This window comes from Sinomicrobium pectinilyticum, assembly GCF_003725735.1.
In the GTDB taxonomy this organism is placed as follows: Bacteria; Bacteroidota; Bacteroidia; order Flavobacteriales; family Flavobacteriaceae; genus Sinomicrobium; species Sinomicrobium pectinilyticum.
In genome coordinates this window covers 23,523-40,849 of the sequence record NZ_RJTM01000018.1, presented here as the reverse complement: position 1 = coordinate 40,849, position 17,327 = coordinate 23,523, and the positions used below count along the sequence as shown (strand labels likewise).

General features: G+C 43.9%; 14 protein-coding genes and 1 tRNA gene. 7 read left to right on the top strand and 8 right to left on the bottom strand.

The features are described 5' to 3' along the window. Positions 1-279 precede the first annotated feature (279 nt). Positions 280-2,703 carry a glycoside hydrolase family 95 protein gene (locus ED312_RS03835; RefSeq protein ID WP_123214689.1) on the top strand — a complete coding sequence of 808 codons (2,424 nt, stop codon included), beginning with the start codon at positions 280-282 and terminating at the stop codon, positions 2,701-2,703. A 52-nt stretch (positions 2,704-2,755) separates the two neighbouring features. Continuing rightward, a complete protein-coding gene (locus tag ED312_RS03830; protein ID WP_123214688.1) occupies positions 2,756-5,299 on the top strand; it encodes a cellulase N-terminal Ig-like domain-containing protein in 2,544 nt (847 codons plus the stop codon). 154 nt (positions 5,300-5,453) lie between these two features. Here the strand turns inward: ED312_RS03830 and ED312_RS03825 are convergent. Beyond that, positions 5,454-5,530, bottom strand: a tRNA-Met gene (locus ED312_RS03825). Positions 5,531-5,705: 175 nt separating this feature from the next. Between ED312_RS03825 and ED312_RS03820 the strand changes: the two genes are divergently transcribed. Continuing rightward, a complete protein-coding gene (locus tag ED312_RS03820; protein ID WP_123214687.1) occupies positions 5,706-6,089 on the top strand; it encodes an START-like domain-containing protein in 384 nt (127 codons plus the stop codon). Between the two features lie 57 nt (positions 6,090-6,146). Continuing rightward, positions 6,147-7,001, top strand: a complete 855-nt coding sequence (locus ED312_RS03815) for an aminotransferase class IV (protein ID WP_123214686.1) — start codon at positions 6,147-6,149, stop codon at positions 6,999-7,001. A 47-nt stretch (positions 7,002-7,048) separates the two neighbouring features. On the opposite strand, the gene ED312_RS03810 is transcribed toward ED312_RS03815, so the two are convergent. The 5 genes from ED312_RS03810 to ED312_RS03790 all read right to left on the bottom strand — a co-directional run bounded on the left by ED312_RS03810 (position 7,049) and on the right by ED312_RS03790 (position 11,723). Next, positions 7,049-7,609 carry a YqgE/AlgH family protein gene (locus ED312_RS03810; RefSeq protein ID WP_123214685.1) on the bottom strand — a complete coding sequence of 187 codons (561 nt, stop codon included), beginning with the start codon at positions 7,607-7,609 and terminating at the stop codon, positions 7,049-7,051. Positions 7,610-7,742: 133 nt separating this feature from the next. Beyond that, positions 7,743-8,015, bottom strand: coding sequence for an HU family DNA-binding protein (locus ED312_RS03805; RefSeq protein ID WP_123214684.1), 273 nt, complete (start codon positions 8,013-8,015; stop codon positions 7,743-7,745). Positions 8,016-8,205: 190 nt separating this feature from the next. Further along, a complete protein-coding gene (gene fmt / locus ED312_RS03800) occupies positions 8,206-9,153 on the bottom strand; it encodes a methionyl-tRNA formyltransferase (RefSeq protein WP_123214683.1) in 948 nt (315 codons plus the stop codon). Positions 9,154-9,213: 60 nt separating this feature from the next. Beyond that, positions 9,214-11,106, bottom strand: a complete 1,893-nt coding sequence (locus ED312_RS03795) for a RecQ family ATP-dependent DNA helicase (RefSeq protein ID WP_317125658.1) — start codon at positions 11,104-11,106, stop codon at positions 9,214-9,216. A 65-nt stretch (positions 11,107-11,171) separates the two neighbouring features. Beyond that, positions 11,172-11,723, bottom strand: a complete 552-nt coding sequence (locus ED312_RS03790; RefSeq protein WP_123214681.1) for an AAA family ATPase — start codon at positions 11,721-11,723, stop codon at positions 11,172-11,174. 421 nt (positions 11,724-12,144) lie between these two features. Here ED312_RS03790 and ED312_RS03785 point away from each other — a divergent pair, with 421 nt between their 5' ends. The 3 genes from ED312_RS03785 (at position 12,145) to murA (ending at position 14,671) form a co-directional block, all read left to right on the top strand. Next, positions 12,145-12,432, top strand: coding sequence for a DUF493 family protein (locus ED312_RS03785; protein ID WP_123214680.1), 288 nt, complete (start codon positions 12,145-12,147; stop codon positions 12,430-12,432). Between the two features lie 184 nt (positions 12,433-12,616). Next, positions 12,617-13,264 carry a DUF4290 domain-containing protein gene (locus ED312_RS03780; protein ID WP_123214679.1) on the top strand — a complete coding sequence of 216 codons (648 nt, stop codon included), beginning with the start codon at positions 12,617-12,619 and terminating at the stop codon, positions 13,262-13,264. Positions 13,265-13,360: 96 nt separating this feature from the next. Further along, positions 13,361-14,671 (top strand): UDP-N-acetylglucosamine 1-carboxyvinyltransferase, encoded by a 1,311-nt coding sequence (murA, locus tag ED312_RS03775; RefSeq protein ID WP_123214678.1) that lies wholly within the window; start codon positions 13,361-13,363, stop codon positions 14,669-14,671. A gap of 1,110 nt (positions 14,672-15,781) precedes the next feature. Here murA and ED312_RS03765 read toward each other — a convergent pair. Further along, positions 15,782-15,967 (bottom strand): hypothetical protein, encoded by a 186-nt coding sequence (locus ED312_RS03765; protein ID WP_170164439.1) that lies wholly within the window; start codon positions 15,965-15,967, stop codon positions 15,782-15,784. Between the two features lie 39 nt (positions 15,968-16,006). Further along, on the bottom strand, positions 16,007-17,293 hold the full coding sequence (locus ED312_RS03760) for a DUF6161 domain-containing protein (RefSeq protein WP_123214675.1): 1,287 nt from the start codon (positions 17,291-17,293) through the stop codon (positions 16,007-16,009). Between the last annotated feature and the right edge of the window lie 34 nt (positions 17,294-17,327).

Here is a 17,327-nt window from a genome sequence, read left to right as displayed (position 1 = left end):
GGCTCGTTTGAATACCTCGTGTCCCGATAATTATCGGGATTGCCCCGAGGTAGTTGATTTTCTATATAACTCTTTGTGAACCTCAGAGTAACCTTTGTGAGTCTCTGTGTAATAACGCAATGAATGCTGGCTATTACACAAAGAGCCGCGAAGAACACCCGAAGATGCACAGAGCCAGGACTTTTTTGAAACACCTGTTCATCTTTTAATATGTTGATTATGATCCGAAAATAATATAGAATTTATATGTATAACTCGATAAATATATAATACGTAAAAATGATTCGCGTTCTAAAACTTCTGCTTCCCGTTGTACTGCTCGGTCCGGGGATGGCTTTTTCACAACAGGATATGGTCTTATGGTACGACCGGCCGGCAACCTATTTCGAAGAAACACTCGTTCTGGGAAACGGGAAGCACGGGGCATCCGTTTTCGGAGGTATTCCGTCAGAAAAGATATACCTGAACGATGCCACCCTGTGGTCCGGCGAACCGGTGGACCCTGATATGAACCCGGATGCGCATAAACACATCCCGGAGATCCGCGAAGCGCTGAAAGCCGAAGATTACCGGCGGGCAGAGCAATTGAACAAAAAAATCCAGGGAAAATTTTCCCAGTCCTATGCCCCGCTGGGGACCATGTACATTGATTTCGGACATCAGGGAGATGCTGATAATTACCGGAGGGAACTGGATATAAATCAAGCAGTTTCCCGGGTAAGGTATGACCTGAACGGAATCCGCTACACCCGTGAATACTTTGTTTCCCACCCGGACAAGGTGATGGTCGTCAGGCTGTCAGGCAGTGAAAAAGGGGCTTTGAGTTTTGACGTGAAATTCCAGAGCCTGCTCAAATACGAAAGTACGGGCAGTACGGGAGTATTGAAGGTAAACGGTTATGCTCCTTATCATATAACTCCGAATTACTGGCCCGATGAAAACCCCGTTCGTTTCGATAAAGAGCGGGGAACCCGTTTTTCAGCATATTTTAAGGTGATGAATAAGGGCGGTACCGTAAAAGTAACGGACAGTACCATACAGGTAAAAAATGCCGATGAGGCGATAGTGTTTGTCTCCATGGCCACCAGCTTTAACGGTTTCGATAAAGACCCGGCAAAAGAGGGAGTTGATCATAAAGCCATTGCACAAAAACAACTGGCAGCTGCATCTGCAAAAAGCTATCGGGCTCTAAAGCAGGAACATCTGAGAGATTACCAGTCCTTTTTTAAGCGGGTAACACTTAACCTGGAAGGAGGTGAAACTCCCGGCTTACCTACCGATGAACGATTAAAACGATATACTTCCGGGGCGGAAGACAAAGCCCTTGAAACACTTTATTTTCAATATGGCCGCTATCTGCTGATATCGAGTTCCAGGACCCGGGGAGTACCTGCCAATTTACAGGGGATATGGAACCCCCATATACGGCCGCCCTGGAGCAGTAACTACACGATGAACATTAATGCGGAGGAGAATTATTGGCTGGCGGAATCTGCCAACCTCACCGAAATGCACGATCCCTTCCTGTCGTTTATCGGCAACCTGGCCCGGACCGGGAAAGTCACGGCAAAGACATTTTACGAGGTGGACAAGGGATGGGCTGCGTGCCATAATTCGGATATCTGGGCCATGAGTAACCCCGTAGGTGATTTCGGAAAAGGAGAACCGGTATGGGCGTGTTGGAATATGGGAGGGACCTGGGCCGTGACCCATCTCTGGGACCATTATCTATACACGGGGGACCGGATTTTTTTAAAGGAGTATGCCTACCCGCTGATGAAGGGTGCGGCAGAATTTTGCCTGAAGTGGCTAGTGGAGGATGAACAGGGCTACCTGGTCACTTCACCGTCCACATCACCGGAGAATGTATATATCACACCCGATGGTTTTAAGGGAGCAACACTCTACGGGGCCACTTCCGACCTGGCCATGATCAGGGAGTGTTTTGTCCAGGTCATAAAGGCATCGGAAGAGCTCGGTTCGGATATGGAATTCAGGGATAGCCTGAAAACTGCAATAAACCGGATATATCCCTATAAAACAGGAAAAAAGGGAAACCTGCAGGAATGGTATCACGACTGGGAAGACGCGGAGCCGCAACACCGTCATCAATCCCATTTATTCGGCCTATACCCCGGACAGCAGATAAACCCGGAAAAAACGCCTGAACTAGCGGATGCCTGCCGTAAAACCCTTGAGATCAGGGGCGATGAGACCACAGGATGGTCAAAAGGCTGGCGCATTAACCTGTGGGCCAGGCTTTGGGACGGCAACCGCGCCTATAAACTGTTCCGGGAACTGCTGACCTATGTAGCACCCGACGGTGCGCGAAAAACGAATTACGGTGGAGGAGGGGGCACCTACCCGAACCTGCTGGACGCTCATCCGCCGTTTCAGATTGACGGAAATTTCGGGGGCGCGGCAGGAGTTATCGAGATGCTCATGCAGTCGGATGAAGAGGAGATCCGCCTTTTGCCAGCCCTGCCGGACGCATGGCCGTCGGGATCAATAAAAGGCATTTGTGCCAGGGGCGGGTTTGAGCTGTCCGTAACCTGGAAAAACGGTACATTGGCAGAAATAGAGGTTATGTCCCGGTTCGGAAACGAATGCAGTTTGCGTTATAAGGGTAAGCGTATACAATTCAAAACCGAAAAAGGACATTCGTATTTCCTGGATGCCCGGTTAGTGTTAAAACGCAGCTAACCGGACTGGACAGGTAACACAGAAGAAGTATTACCAATCAAATTATACCGATATGAAAAAATTGCTATTTGTATCATTGACGGCATTGCTATTGACAGTATTTCACAATGCCAAAGGACAGGAACTGAAAATTAATGACCTTGAATATTTTGAAAAGCAAGGGCTTAATGTGCTGGCGTACAGCAACCTTTTTACCGGAGGGTTTAACGATGAGAAAAACGCCGGGATAGAACTGATTCAACACGGGGTGAGAACCTCCCAGGGAGGTGCTGTAAGACTTTCCAACACCCCGGAGCAGTGGGATCTGGTTCCCGAGGTTTTAAACCGGAAAGTAGATCGCGGATCGCAAAGTATCGAAGCTGTTTTAAGGTATGAGGATTACGACTTTGATTCCCGTGTTGTGGTCAGCGCCAGGGGAAAAGGTGTTGAGATTTCCGTCTACCTGGACAAACCCGTTCCCGGGAAACTTGAAGGAAAAGCCGGATTTAACCTGGAATTCCTCCCCTCCAAGTATTGGGGAAAAACATATCTGATGGACGGGCGTCTCCATCGTTTTTCCCGTTATGTGACAGGAAATAATACAACAAAGCCCAACAGTGAAAAACTAAAGCAATTCAAAGGCTATGTAACTTCTGATGACAGGGGGACGGGAAGGTTTATCGAACCGCTTCCTCTCGAAACCGGCCATAAGCTTCTTCTTGCACCGGATGACCCTGAGCGTACGGTAAAAATAACCTCAAAGGATACGGATTTAATGCTGTTTGACGGGCGTGTGCTGGCACAGAACGGCTGGTATGTAGTGCGCAGTGTGCTTCCTGCGGGCAAAACGGGAAAGGTTTTGACCTGGACCATTGAACCCAATGCTATTAAGGACTGGATCAGAGAACCGAATATAGGTTTTTCCCAGGTGGGTTACGTTCCTTCGCAACCCAAAGTTTCTGTGATTGAGCTGGATAAAAATGACCGGCCACAGACCAAAGCATCAATATTTAAAATAGATGAGAATGGAAAAGCTACCCGGGTATTTAGTGGCGATGTGGAATCCTGGGGTGATTATTACAAGTACCACTATGTGAAGTTCGATTTTTCTTCGGTCACTGCTCCGGGCATATACTATATTCAGTATGGAGATATCAAAACCAATAACTTTATCATAGACCATAACGTTTACGACGAGATTACCGATGCTACAAGCGATCATTGGATCCCCATACATATGAATCATATGTTTGTGAGAGAGGCTTACAGGGTATGGCACGGAGAGCCTTTTAAGGAAGGGTACCGTCAGGCCCCGCCTGACACAGATCACTTTGACCTTCACGGGCAGGGGCCGACAACCGATACCAAGTACAAAGCGCTGGAGTTGATCCCCGGGTTAAACATAGGCGGTTTTTTCGATGCCGGGGATTTTGATATCGAGACAGGATCCAATATAAGTGTAGTACAGAATTTTGTGCGGATATGGGAGAGTTTTAAGCCTCAGAGGGATCAGACTTTTGTCGACCAGGAGCAACGTTATGTAGAACTTCACCGCCAGGATGGAGTGCCGGATATATTACAGTTTATCGAACACGGAGCCGAGCAACTGGTAGCCCAGGCAGAGATTATCGGTCATATGGCACAGACCCTCTCCAATTCGGTTCTCTATAATTACCACCACCTCGGCGATGCGGCATCTATCACCGATGGTCTTCCTTATAATCCGGAACTCGGTCCTTATGAAGTAGCTGCCGACGGTCGGTCAAGCGGGATTAAGGACGATATGTGGGCATTTACCAGCCGCGATCCCTCGCGCGACCTGTGGGCAGCAACCATGTTTGCTTCGGTAAGCCGGGCGTTGAAGGGGTATAATGACAATCTTTCAGAAAGGGCCTTGTTCCAGTCCAAAAGACTTTTGAAAGAAGCGACGGAATTACTTGCTGACCAGCCCGAGCCTCCCTCCGACAGGAGAAGTGGAGGAGCAGATGTTTCTACCAATCTTCAGCTGTATATTTCTACCGGGGAACAACAGTATGCCGATAAGTATCAGGAACTTTTATGGCCCGCACTGGATCGCAATCTCAGCTTTGTGATTTTTACGGCATTGCAGGGGATCCCTCATATGGATGCTGCTTTTAAGGAAAAGCTTCGCCCGTATGTAGTCAAATACAAAGACTATATTGCCGAACTGGAAGAGGACAATCCCTACGGTGTGCCTATTGGGCTCGGCAACTGGGCGGGCAGCGGAATGGTAGTAAATTTTGGGACTACCGTTATCCGGGCCAGCAAACATTTCCCCGAAATTATTGATGCCGATCACGCTTTTAAAGCTGCCAATTGGCTCTATGGCTGCCATCCTTATCACAATTATTCCTTAGTGGCAACGGCAGGTGCTGCCCGCCCCAAAGCGGTTTTTTACGGAAACAACCGGGCCGATTTCTCGTTTATCCCGGGGAATGTTGCACCGGGCGTTTTATTCAGAAAGCCCGATCACTTTGAAAACTACGACGATTGGCCTTTTTTATGGGGAGAAAACGAAGGGACCATTGCCGGAAACACCGGTTATTTATTCTTTGGCTCGGCTTTTAAGGAGCTGGTAGATTCACCCGCTAAGTGAGATATATTAATTAACGTGAATAATGGAGAAGAAATAAAGTAATATCAATCTGAAAAAGGCGTCATGTAATTGTATATCATGCTGAAAATAAAGTTGTTATAAGGAGATGAAACAGTGTTAAAACAAAAAAGAGGCACCAAATCGGCGCCTCTTCTGGTAGCGAAGACGGGATTTGAACCCGTGACCTCAGGGTTATGAATCCTGCGCTCTAACCAACTGAGCTACCTCGCCGTTTTTTAAAGATCGTTTTTTCGCTGAAGCAGCAGTAAAACTGTCTTTGCGGCTGCAAATATAGAAACAAAATCGGGTACGGCAAACACATAATGAAAAAAAAATATTTTATGATTTTCGGTTAGGTTTTTTGTAAGAAATAATTATATTGTCATTCTTTAAAAACGGAACAGATATGCAGGATAAAATAAAATACGAACTTGAATTTCAAATACATTCTTCGCCCCAGCTATTATACCAATACATCTCCACGCCCTCCGGATTGTCCGAATGGTTTGCCGATAATGTGAATTCCAGGGGAGAAGTGTATACCTTTATATGGGATGACAGCGAAGAAAAGGCCAGGATGGTGAGGAAAAAAAGCGGCGAATCCGTTAAATTCAAATGGCTTTCTGCCGAAGATGATGCTTTTTTCGAATTTAAGATCGTAGTGGATGAAATTACAAAGGACGTATCGCTTATGATTACCGATTTTACCGAAGAAGATGAACTCGACGAAGCAAAAATGCTGTGGGAAAACCAAATCTCCGATCTGAAGCACGTTCTGGGTTCTGCGTAAGGTTATTTATGTTTTTACCAGTATATTTGCCCTGAATAAATTTTCAGGGCTTTTTTTATGATTAATTTCAACGGCGATTTACTGCCTTCCACATCATTCTTCTTAAACCAGGAAAACCGGGGATTGCGTTACGGGGACGCACTGTTTGAGACCATACGGGTCGTAAATTCAAAGATATTCTTCTGGGAAGAACACTATCTGAGACTTATGGCTTCCATGCGGATACTCCGGATGGATATCCCGATGGATTTCACCATGGAATATCTGGAAAGTGAGATAAAGAAAACCCTGGAAGCCAATACAATGGAGGACAAGGCCGTGAGGGTAAGACTGGGAGTGCACCGCGAGGGAGGGGGACTGTACCTTCCGGAATCCGGAAGTGTGGCATATATAATCGAAACCCGCGAGCTGGACAGCCCTTTTTATATGCTGGGCGGGGAACCATATACGGTAGAGCTGTTTAAGGACCACTGGGTGAATTCCGGTTTATTGTCCACCCTGAAGACCAATAACCGGCTTATCAATGTCCTGGCCTCCGTTTATGCCGAAGAAAACGGGTATGAAAACTGCCTGCTCATCAATGAAAAGAAAAATGTTGTGGAAGCGATTAACGGAAATATTTTTCTGGTCAGGGGAAATATCATAAAGACCCCGCCGCAGGAAGACGGCTGTATTAACGGCATATTGCGAAAACAATTACTGAAAATACTGTCCAAACTGGAAGAATATACCGTAGAGGAAGCTTCCGTTTCGCCTTTTGAACTGCAAAAAGCGGACGAATTGTTTATTACCAATACGATTACGGGAATACGCCCGGTGACCAATTACAGGAAAAAACAGTTCCGTACGGATATAAGCAGGGACCTTCTGGGGAAATTAAATATGCATGTACGCCTCGAAGGCGGTAAATAGAGAGAGAGAAAAGCGAAAAGCGGGGGGTAGTGGCTTGCTTTCGGAAATCAGTTGAGATTCGGGTTTTCGGGGGCGTTGGACCACAAAAGGTAATCTCCGCCGAACTCTACCATTTTTTCCTTCCAGAAGGAGGAGGCCGATTTACGGATCACATTGCTTTTGTACGTGTTTTCCGATACGATCCAGGAGTTGGACTGTAATTCCTTTTCCAGTTGAAGCGTATCCCAGCCGGAATATCCCAGGAAGAATTTTATATCGGAACTCTTGATCCCACCGTTGTTTATCAGGTTCGCAATCACTTCGAAATCACCTCCCCAGTAGATGCCGTGAGATATTTCGATGCTATTGGTAATAAGTTGCGGTACCTTGTGGATAAAATAAAGATTGTCCTGCTCAACAGGACCGCCGTTATATATTTTAAAAGACCGGGAGATTTCCGGAATGAGTTCGTTTAAACGAAAGGTAAGCGGTTTATTGAGAATAAAACCGATAGACCCTTCATCATTGTGTTCTGCGAGCAGGACTACAGACCGGTTAAAAGAAACATCCCCTATGATAGAAGGTTCCGCGATCAGTAAATGTCCTTTTTGTGGCTTTAGAGCAATCATAGGCATTTTGTTTCTTTAAATCTAAAGAAAAAAATGGTAAAAACAAATTTTCAGCAGGAGAAATTGACGGTAGAAAATAAAAAAACACCTGTTTTTACAGGTGTTTAACATTTATTTTAAAAGAGGAAGGTAATTAATTGACAGCTTTGCTCAATTCGGCTCCCGCTTTAAATTTAACCACTTTTTTAGCAGCGATTTTGATGGTTTTTCCAGTCTGAGGGTTTCTTCCTTCCCTGGCAGCTCTTTTGGAAACTGACCATGAACCGAAGCCTACCAAAGACACTTTATCTCCCTTTTTTAAGGTTTTTTCAATACTTCCTAAGAAAGACTCCAGGGCCTTCTTAGCCGCGGCTTTGGTGATACCGGCATCAGCAGCCATGGCATCAATTAATTCTGTTTTGTTCATAATATAAGAATTTAAAAAATTAATTGTTGGTTAAACATCGTTTTTAAAATGGTTACACAAATTTATACGGATTTCATTATAACGCAAGTAAAATAGGGGGAAATCCCGGTTTTTGTTGATAACTTCGGAAAATTGTTGATAAAGTGTAAGCTTTTTCTTTGCTTTTGCTGAGCCCAGTAATTATAAGCCCTTAGCTTACATTAGCTTCCGGCCCGAAAGTGTAGCCGTTAAGTACATCGGTAATATGCATTTTCCGCTTTCCGGGCAGCTGTATTTCAAGCAACCGGATAAACCCGTCCCTGACCGCAACTTTTACTTCGTTTTTTCCGGTAATTACTTTTCCGGAAGGCTCGTTATGTCTCCCTTTTTCTTTTTCCGCCCGGAATATCTTTACCTGTTCTTCCTTTTCCCCGTCTACCAGTGTGGTCCATGCGCCCGGATAAGGACTGAGCCCGCGTATGTGATTGTAAATATTTTCCATACTGTCGTTCCAGTCTGTTTTACAGGTGTCTTTATGAATTTTACCGGCGGTTTTCAGCACCCCGGGCTCTTCCTGCTTTTGTGTGACCACTTTACCGGCCTCTATCTGCCGTACGGTATCAAGCACAAGTCCGGCCCCGATGTTCATGAGCTTATCGTGAAGGTCCCCCGCATTTTCATCCGGACCTATATCGGTTTTCGTTTGCATGATGATCTCCCCGGTATCTATCTTGTCATCGATAAAGAAGGTAGTAACCCCGGTTACCGTTTCACCGTTCATAATGGCCCTGTTGATGGGAGCGGCCCCCCGGTAATCGGGGAGGAGGGAGGCGTGCAGATTAAAGGTGCCGTATTCGGGCATCTGCCATACGGCACGGGGAAGCATGCGAAAAGCCACTACGACCTGCAGGTTGGCCTCCAGGGCCCGCAACGCGGAAAGGAACTGTTCGTCTTTTAAATTTCCGGGTTGCAGGACTTTGAGGTTTTGCGCAACGGCATATTTTTTTACGGCAGATTCCTGCAGTTTGCGGCCCCTTCCCGCAGGTTTGTCCGGCGCGGTAATAACCCCTGCTATATCGTAATTATTCTCTACAAGTTTTTTTAGGGTCCCCACAGCAAAATCGGGGGTTCCCATAAAGACAATTCTCAAGTTTCTCATTGTTCTCGGTATTGGGTTTGAAGTATTCCGGGAAAACCGTGGCATCAGCTCTGCAGTTATTTAATTCCCTTGTTTTACTTCGTATTCGTTTCTATCGTTGATACGGATCTTTCCGGCTTCCAGCAGTGCTTTTATAACGTCCAGTACATATTTTTCACGGAAAGTAAGGGTATCCGCAAGTTCCCTGGATGTCATTGCTTTTTGCCTGAGGGCTTTCAGCGTTTCTTCTTCGATGATCTTCATGACCTCTCCCGAAACCCCGGTTTGTTTTTTACGGATACACACGGAGCATATACCACATTCCGTACCGTTGTTTTCTCCAAAATACGAAAGTATCCGGAGACTTTTACAGGTGTTGTCATCTTCGGTATAACGGATAACGGAGGCTACCTGTTCGTATTTCTGTTTATTCTGCTTTTTTATGCCCTTGGCTATGACGTTAATGGTAATATCATCTTCACGGGGCACAAGAAAGGTAAGCCGGGCGTCCGTGTGTTCGGCGTTGTATGAAATAATCTCGTCGCGGGCCAATTGCTCCAGCACGGCGATCACCGTTTTTTCTTCCGAGGCGGTTTTTTGCGCTATCAGTTGCGGATTCACCGTGGTCTCGTTATCAAATATACCGCCGTAGGTGCGGAGAATGGCCTGGACTATATGTTCCGAACGCGGATTTTTATCCATGTACAGAAACAATCGATGGTTGGTTATGGTAAATTGTACGGTGGTTTTCCGTTCGAATTGCTCGGAAAGGGAAATAACGGAATTCCGGTCCAGCAATTTCAACCCGTTATAGGTAAGCACCGGGTTTAAGTGATACGTGGAGCAGAAATGGTTAAAGTGGAAGGAAAAGGTATCGTTTTCTCCTTCCCCGTAGGAGACCTGGAAGTAATTGTTCAGTTTTTTATACAATAATTTGATAAAAGCGATATCCGGCAGGTTCTCCAGGAATTGTTTTTTCAGGTAGTGTTCGTCCTGGTTGTTTTTGAGGATCACGGCAAAGGCCTTTTCCCCGTTCCTGCCTGCCCGGCCTGCTTCCTGATAGTAACTTTCCATACTTTCCGGCAGGTGCATATGGATGACTGTTTTTACATCCGGTTTATCGATCCCCATCCCGAAGGCATTGGTGGCCACCATTACCTGGATAGTGTTGTTCAGCCACTGGCGGAGTTTGTCGTTTTTCTCTTCCGGGGTGATCCCTCCGTGGTAATAACCGGCGGTGATACCATTGGCATTGAGATGCGCGGCTATTTCGGATGTGGCCTTACGGTTACGGACATATACGATGGATGTTTCTCTGTTTTTCCGAAGTATTTGTTTGAGCCTGTACAGTTTGTCCTCTTCTTCAAAGACCATATAGGCGATATTGGTCCGGGCGAAGGATTTCCGGAATACGGTGGCGTCCTTCATCTTCAGGTTATCCAGGATATCGTCCACGACTTTTGCCGTTGCGGATGCGGTGAGGGCAACGATGGGGACCTGCGGAAACATCTCCTTCAGCACCGCGCAATTGCGGTAAGCGGGACGGAAGTCGTTGCCCCATTGGGAAATACAATGTGCTTCGTCGATAGCAATCAGGTTTACGGGCATCTGGCGTATCCTTTCGATAACCACTTCCTGCTGGAGCCGTTCGGGGGAAAGATAGAGAAATTTGTAATTTCCGTAAATGCAATTGTCAAGTATGCTGTCTACTTCGTCGTATTTCAACCCTCCCGCCAGGGCTGCGGTTTTAATTCCCCTGGCCTTGAGATTCTCAACCTGGTCGCGGATAAGGGCTACGAGCGGGGAGACTACAATGCAGATACCTTCCCTGGCCAGGGCGGGCACCTGGAAGCAAACGGATTTGCCGCCCCCGGTAGGGAGCAGGGCAAACGCATCCTGTCCGTCCAGTAGGGCATTGATAATCTGCCGCTGCGGATGCCGGAAGGAGTCGAACCCCCAGTACTTGTTTAATATTTGAAGCGGTTCTATCGTAGCTCCGTTTTTTTAGAATTATTTGTTAGCTGTTTAGAGCTTATTTATTATTTACGCAGGACCATTTCCAGGCGTTCCAGTATAAAATCCGCCCGGTCAGGTACAGGCCCCGTAGGCACTTCTATAAGGTTATAGCCGTAATTTCCGTATGTTGCTTTTATAAAACGGTGAATGATTTCGGCCTGCCGGAAGTTTTCATAACGTTCCTTATCGGAAATATAGATAGCTTCCCACGGCGGAAGTAAAAATACTTCATCGTATTTACAATGTCTGCATGTTTCCCTGAAAAAATCCGGGTAGGAGGAATCTGCATAGTCCATATAGGCCAGGACATCCGGTACGCCACGGTCTATAAAAACCCTTTCCGCGCCGGTCTCACCGGCATCCGTAAACTGCTTTTTCCGGCCTTCCAGCAGTTTGGTACTGAATAACAGCGGTTCTGTGAGGAACAACTGGTCTATACCCTGTTCCTGTGCCTCGGCCGTAACCTGCCGGGATATTTCCGGAAAACAGGTATGTCCCCGCCGCGTAAATTCATCCAGTACGGATGACTTTCCCGTTCCCGGTCCGCCCGTAATTACAATCTTCTTCGTATTCACCGTATTTTATTGGTCTCGGTTTGGGGTTTAATACCTTGTTTCCGATAGTTATTTGATTATTGAGTTACTCAGTTATTAAGTTAATAGGTTATTGGGGGCGTCTGGCTAACGGGGTAACTTAATAACCTTATTTTACAATTATTGATGTATGCGTGGCCTAACAGACCTTCAATCTGTTCCGAACCTGCGGACATTCGACCCGCATGGCAGTTCGATAAAAAATGCAAAATACGGAAATGCCGGTGTAACTAAAAAATGAAAATGGCTTCCGGGGCTTATATTATGCCTTATCGTATGTTTTTTTTATCCCGGGGTCCTCAAAATTCTGTCCTGCGCAGGGTTTAACGTAATATACGGGAGAAAATTCCGTTAGAAGATGTATCTTTGCAGTTTACGATATTTAATACTTGGAAATTCAGACATGGGTTCGGAAAAGGAAGAACAATTCTACAAAAGATTAAAAGAAGAATTAAACAATACCACGACCTGGCCATCCAGTTATTTATACAAATTCATTATCCCTACGGACAAGGATAAAATAACCCGGATCGAAAATATTTTTGATAACAAAGGAGCGGTGATAAACAGTAAGAAATCCTCTAACGGTAAATACACTTCGGTTTCGGTTCAGCTGATCATGGAAAGCGCGGAGGCCGTAATAGAAAAATATAAAGAGGTCGGCAAGGTAGAGGGAGTGATCTCTTTATAAACAGAGGGGGCAATTACTGTTCCGGGGAAACCGGTTTTTTCTGATCTGCCCGGTTATACATCGGATAATAGGAGGCTTTTAATCCTGTTTTGGAAAAAAATTAGTATTTTGCACTCAGTTATTTTACTTCGCCCCATTTATTAGTCGTACTTCAATAACATAAATTTTAATACCTTATAATATTTTGACGGACAATTTAGAGTATAATACAGAGCGTGAGAGGCTCATAATTCCCGAATACGGACGGCATATACAGAAGATGATAGATTATGCGGTTTCGATAGATAACCGGGAAGAGCGCAATAAGGTGGCCAGGGCCATTATCGGTGTTATGGGGAATCTTAACCCTCACCTGCGGGACGTGCCTGATTTTCAGCATAAACTCTGGGATCAGCTTTTCATAATCTCCGATTTCCGGCTCGATGCGGATTCTCCTTTCCCCAAGCCGGAAAGAGAGCTTCTGGAACAAAAGCCCGAACCGTTGAATTACCCGCAAAACCATCCGAAATACCGTTTCTACGGAAACAATATCAAAAGGATGATAGATGTGTGCAACAGCTGGGAAGAAAGCGACCTTAAAGAAGGACTGAAGTTCACCATAGCCAACCACATGAAAAAGAGCTTTCTGAACTGGAATAAAGACACGGTTGAGGACGAGGTTATTTTTGAGCATCTTTACGAGTTGAGCGATGGTAAGATCAACCTTGCCAAATGGGAGGAAGACCTGTCGGACAGTGATGATCTTATGAGGGGAAAAACCAAGCATCCCGGGAAAACCAATCAGAAAAACCGGAATAACGGTAAGAACAACCGCAATAAAAAACGCTACTAAAATATCAGTCAAATCCCGATTTCAATTGCATTCCGCTTACCGTATAGGTGACAGGAAGCAGGGATATTGAAATTTTTTAAATACCATGGTCTTTAAATGGGTACATTCAAAATAGAAGGAGGTCACACCCTGCAAGGGGAGATTATTCCCCAGGGGGCAAAAAACGAAGCTTTACAGATCTTATGTGCCGTTTTACTTACGGAAGAAACGGTTACCATTCACAACATCCCCGACATACTGGATGTCAATAAACTGATAAACCTGCTCGGGAGCCTGGGCGTAAAAACGGAGAAACTGGGCAAAGGGGCATATAGTTTTACGGCGGATAATGTAGACCTGGATTATTTGCAGTCGGAGCAGTTTAAGGAAGACGGCAGGGGACTCCGGGGATCGATCATGATCGTGGGCCCGTTACTCGCCAGGTTCGGTATGGGCTACATTCCTAAACCGGGCGGGGACAAAATAGGCCGCAGGCGACTGGATACGCATTTCGAAGGCCTTATCAAACTCGGTGCGAAATTCCGCTACAACCGCGAAGAATATTTCTATGGTGTGGAAGCCGAAAAGCTTCAGGGAACATATATGCTGCTCGATGAAGCTTCCGTGACGGGTACGGCCAATATTGTTATGGCCGCTGTTCTGGCCGAAGGTACCACCACCATTTACAATGCGGCCTGTGAACCTTACCTGCAGCAACTCTGTAATATGCTGAACCGGATGGGCGCCAGGATCGGTGGAGTAGGGTCCAACCTGCTCACTATCGAAGGCGTGGAAAAGTTGCACGGAACCACCCATACCATGCTTCCCGACATGATCGAAATAGGAAGCTGGATAGGATTGGCGGCCATGACACAAAGCGAACTGACCATTAAAAATGTGGGCTGGGGAAGCCTGGGGCAGATTCCGAACGTATTCCGTAAACTCGGTATCACCCTGGAGAAAAGAGATGATGATATTTATATTCCCGCACATAATGATGGATATGAAATACAGAACTTTATAGACGGTTCCATACTCACCATTGCCGATGCCCCCTGGCCGGGCTTTACCCCGGACCTGTTGAGCATCATACTTGTGGTGGCAACACAGGCCAGGGGAAGCGTACTTATTCACCAGAAAATGTTCGAAAGCCGCCTGTTTTTCGTCGATAAACTCATAGATATGGGGGCGAAGATCATTCTCTGCGACCCGCACCGGGCTACGGTGATAGGCCATGACTTTCAGTCCAAACTGAAAGCCACCACCATGACATCGCCGGATATACGGGCGGGGGTAGCTTTGCTCATCGCAGCGCTTTCTGCCAAAGGAACTTCAACAATACACAATATAGAACAGATAGACCGCGGATACGAGCACATAGATGAACGCCTCCGGGCCATAGGTGCGCGGATAGAGCGTATCTCGTAATCTATAGATGGGTTTAAAACCCGGGAAAACCCGGAAAATCTTTTGAAAGAAAGGGTTTCCGGATTTTTTGTCGGATGAAATCCGGAGTACAAACTCATTTACGAAACGGGGCTTTTAGGAGCGGGTCAATTATTATGTAAAACAGGAGAAAAGGGTAAAGTAAACTGAAAAATGTATTACCATACCTGTTATTTATAATTTCCGATAAACTAACTTCATTTCCCGGAAATAATCTTACGATAATAAAAACCGATAAATTGACCGGTGTATAATTTTAATATTCCGGATATTCGTGCGGAAAATTTCAAATACGCAAGTTTTGAGCAGATGTCTTTATTAGTTGGAAAATCAGGATTCGGGAAATTAGCATGCAAAATGATCCACATAATCATTGTTATAGCTATTTGCCATAATGCTCATATTTTCGATATTCCGTACCAATGGCCGGAAATTTTCAAATACGGGAATTATGAGATGGCCGGAAATTTTCAAATACGGGAATTATGAGAGGGTGGGTTTTTCATTATATATTGAGAACAACGGTTAAAATCCGAAGTGATGGAGGGATTTAAAATATTCTATTTTACATAATATAAATTATAGTTCAAATACCTGTATCTTTTAATTTATACCATATTGGCTGCTATTTGCCCTATAATGACATTATGTAAAATATAAAGATCAGGCTTTCCTGAGCGTTTAATCTTTTTAAGAAAAAAGTAAAATCGGGCTTTTTTAAGGACGACCGGCATTTTAACTATAATTTGCCGTGGCGCCTGTGCTGAGCGCAGCCGAAGCATAAAATTGCCGCTTTGCCAAACGTGCTTATTGCTTTGTAAAAATTAAATGCTTTGGCATTTATTTTCACACACAATTTCCAGCCGCCTGGCCAGCGCTAAAAAGCAGAACGTTTTGGCTGTTGCCTGAAAATTGCGCTATACCGAATATTTTGGCTGAGAAAAGTTTTTAAGGAAGTTTTGGCCAGCTTGTCCGTAACCGCTAAAAATTTTCCCTGCCGCATGCTCCCGGATGTAAAATTTCTTAGCCGTTACTCGTTCTCGCTTCTGTTGGATTTCGTATTGGCTTAATTCTTTGTCGAGAAATGACAATCTATTTATTGATGTAGAATAAATCTTCATTAATCTCTTTAACAGAAGGATGCTTAAGGATAATATCAATATCACTAACTTTTCCACCAGCCCTTAAAACTATTTCTTTAATAAAATTTCTGTCAATAGTTTCTAAAGATTCTACTAACATTTCATGCTTTATAATTTCCAAATAATTATTAATCATAGTATTTTTATTTAAAAATTCACTCTTCAAGAACCAACTTTATTTATTTATTATTTTACTAATTATATCATTTGGCATCGTTGGCCCAGAATCATCCTTTAATAAACCCGTTTCTGACCTACTAAACAAAGATTGTAAAATCAATTTTCTATCCTCTCCATCCATTTCAGACCCCTGCTCATTTAATAGTGACAAGTAAACAAAAGTCAAAGCGTGTCTTTCTTCTGCATCTCTTGATAAATGAAGAGAACTAAACATAAATTTGTTTACAGCTCTAATAGCATAAGCCATCAATGCCAGAAATGCAATAAATATTAAGGACCACCTTACTATTGTAACTTCATTTCCTTTAAATACATTTTTAAAAATATATTCAGGCGCTACTGCCAAGATGATTCCTAAAAATAAAGCCGTTACCCCAATCATTACAAGTAAAATAGTTCTTGCTGTTTTATAATTATCAAAATATGTATTTGCTTTTTTCTGCCAATATCTTGCAGGCTTTGAAAGTTCAAGTTTTTTGTCGTAAGCAATCTCTAAGTTTTCTCTTCGACCTTTTGATTCTTCAAAAAATTGGGTAATCTGACTTTTAATTCCTTCCAAATTTTCATTTCCTTCAAACCAATCATTGAATAGTGACTCCTTTTGAGTTTTTAATTCGTCTATTTTCTCTACATAGGCTTCAAATTCGTTTTTTGAACTCTCTAAATGTTCAAGGAGTTGGCTCTCACTTTCAGAAAGTTGATTCTCTATTCGGTTTTCTAATTCTTGAATTTTTCTTTTGGAAGGAGTATCGCCTTTAGCCAGTAATGTTTTAGGATTTTCGAATTCATATGCTAAAATTCCACCAATAAAACTGTCACGGGAGCTACCTATATTTTTTGCATTTGTTATATAATCGTATGCTCCTTTCGTATAGTTTGAGTTAGTTTCATTAATTCTGATTAATAAATCTGTTTGGGTAGAATCAAAAGTCAAAACATTAGTACTTGACAAATCAATTTTTTGTGAATTATTCTTAGTAGTAGCACTTTTCCAATAGACGTCTAATTGGCTTTCAGTACTATTTTGATATCGGTTAAAAAAAACTTCTAAATTTGTTAAATTTTTAGTAAAAAAATCTTTTGAACCTTTAAGTTCATCTGGTAATGAATCAATATTTTCAAAGCCAGTTTTTTGTAACTCTAAAAATTTATGGAACTCACTAAGGCTTTTAAAAGTTTTAGAAAAATTAACAGCTGTTAACTGAAAGTCTACTTTAATATTTTTAAACCACTTTAGATTCTTTGATTCAAGTATTTTTTCTCTAAACTCTTTTGTGGTCATAACTTATATTGTTTTTTCATATGTTTAAGTGATT

What these genes read in the sequence shown, in the direction of transcription:
- ED312_RS03835 (WP_123214689.1), top strand. Translation starts at nt 280, where the DNA reads ATGATTCGCGTTCTAAAACTTCTGCTTCCCGTTGTACTGCTCGGTCCG.
- ED312_RS03830 (WP_123214688.1), top strand. Translation starts at nt 2,756, where the DNA reads ATGAAAAAATTGCTATTTGTATCATTGACGGCATTGCTATTGACAGTA.
- ED312_RS03820 (WP_123214687.1), top strand. Translation starts at nt 5,706, where the DNA reads ATGCAGGATAAAATAAAATACGAACTTGAATTTCAAATACATTCTTCG.
- ED312_RS03815 (WP_123214686.1), top strand. Translation starts at nt 6,147, where the DNA reads ATGATTAATTTCAACGGCGATTTACTGCCTTCCACATCATTCTTCTTA.
- ED312_RS03810 (WP_123214685.1), bottom strand. Translation starts at nt 7,609, where the DNA reads ATGATTGCTCTAAAGCCACAAAAAGGACATTTACTGATCGCGGAACCT.
- ED312_RS03805 (WP_123214684.1), bottom strand. Translation starts at nt 8,015, where the DNA reads ATGAACAAAACAGAATTAATTGATGCCATGGCTGCTGATGCCGGTATC.
- fmt (WP_123214683.1), bottom strand. Translation starts at nt 9,153, where the DNA reads ATGAGAAACTTGAGAATTGTCTTTATGGGAACCCCCGATTTTGCTGTG.
- ED312_RS03785 (WP_123214680.1), top strand. Translation starts at nt 12,145, where the DNA reads ATGGGTTCGGAAAAGGAAGAACAATTCTACAAAAGATTAAAAGAAGAA.
- murA (WP_123214678.1), top strand. Translation starts at nt 13,361, where the DNA reads ATGGGTACATTCAAAATAGAAGGAGGTCACACCCTGCAAGGGGAGATT.
- ED312_RS03765 (WP_170164439.1), bottom strand. Translation starts at nt 15,967, where the DNA reads ATGATTAATAATTATTTGGAAATTATAAAGCATGAAATGTTAGTAGAA.
- ED312_RS03760 (WP_123214675.1), bottom strand. Translation starts at nt 17,293, where the DNA reads ATGACCACAAAAGAGTTTAGAGAAAAAATACTTGAATCAAAGAATCTA.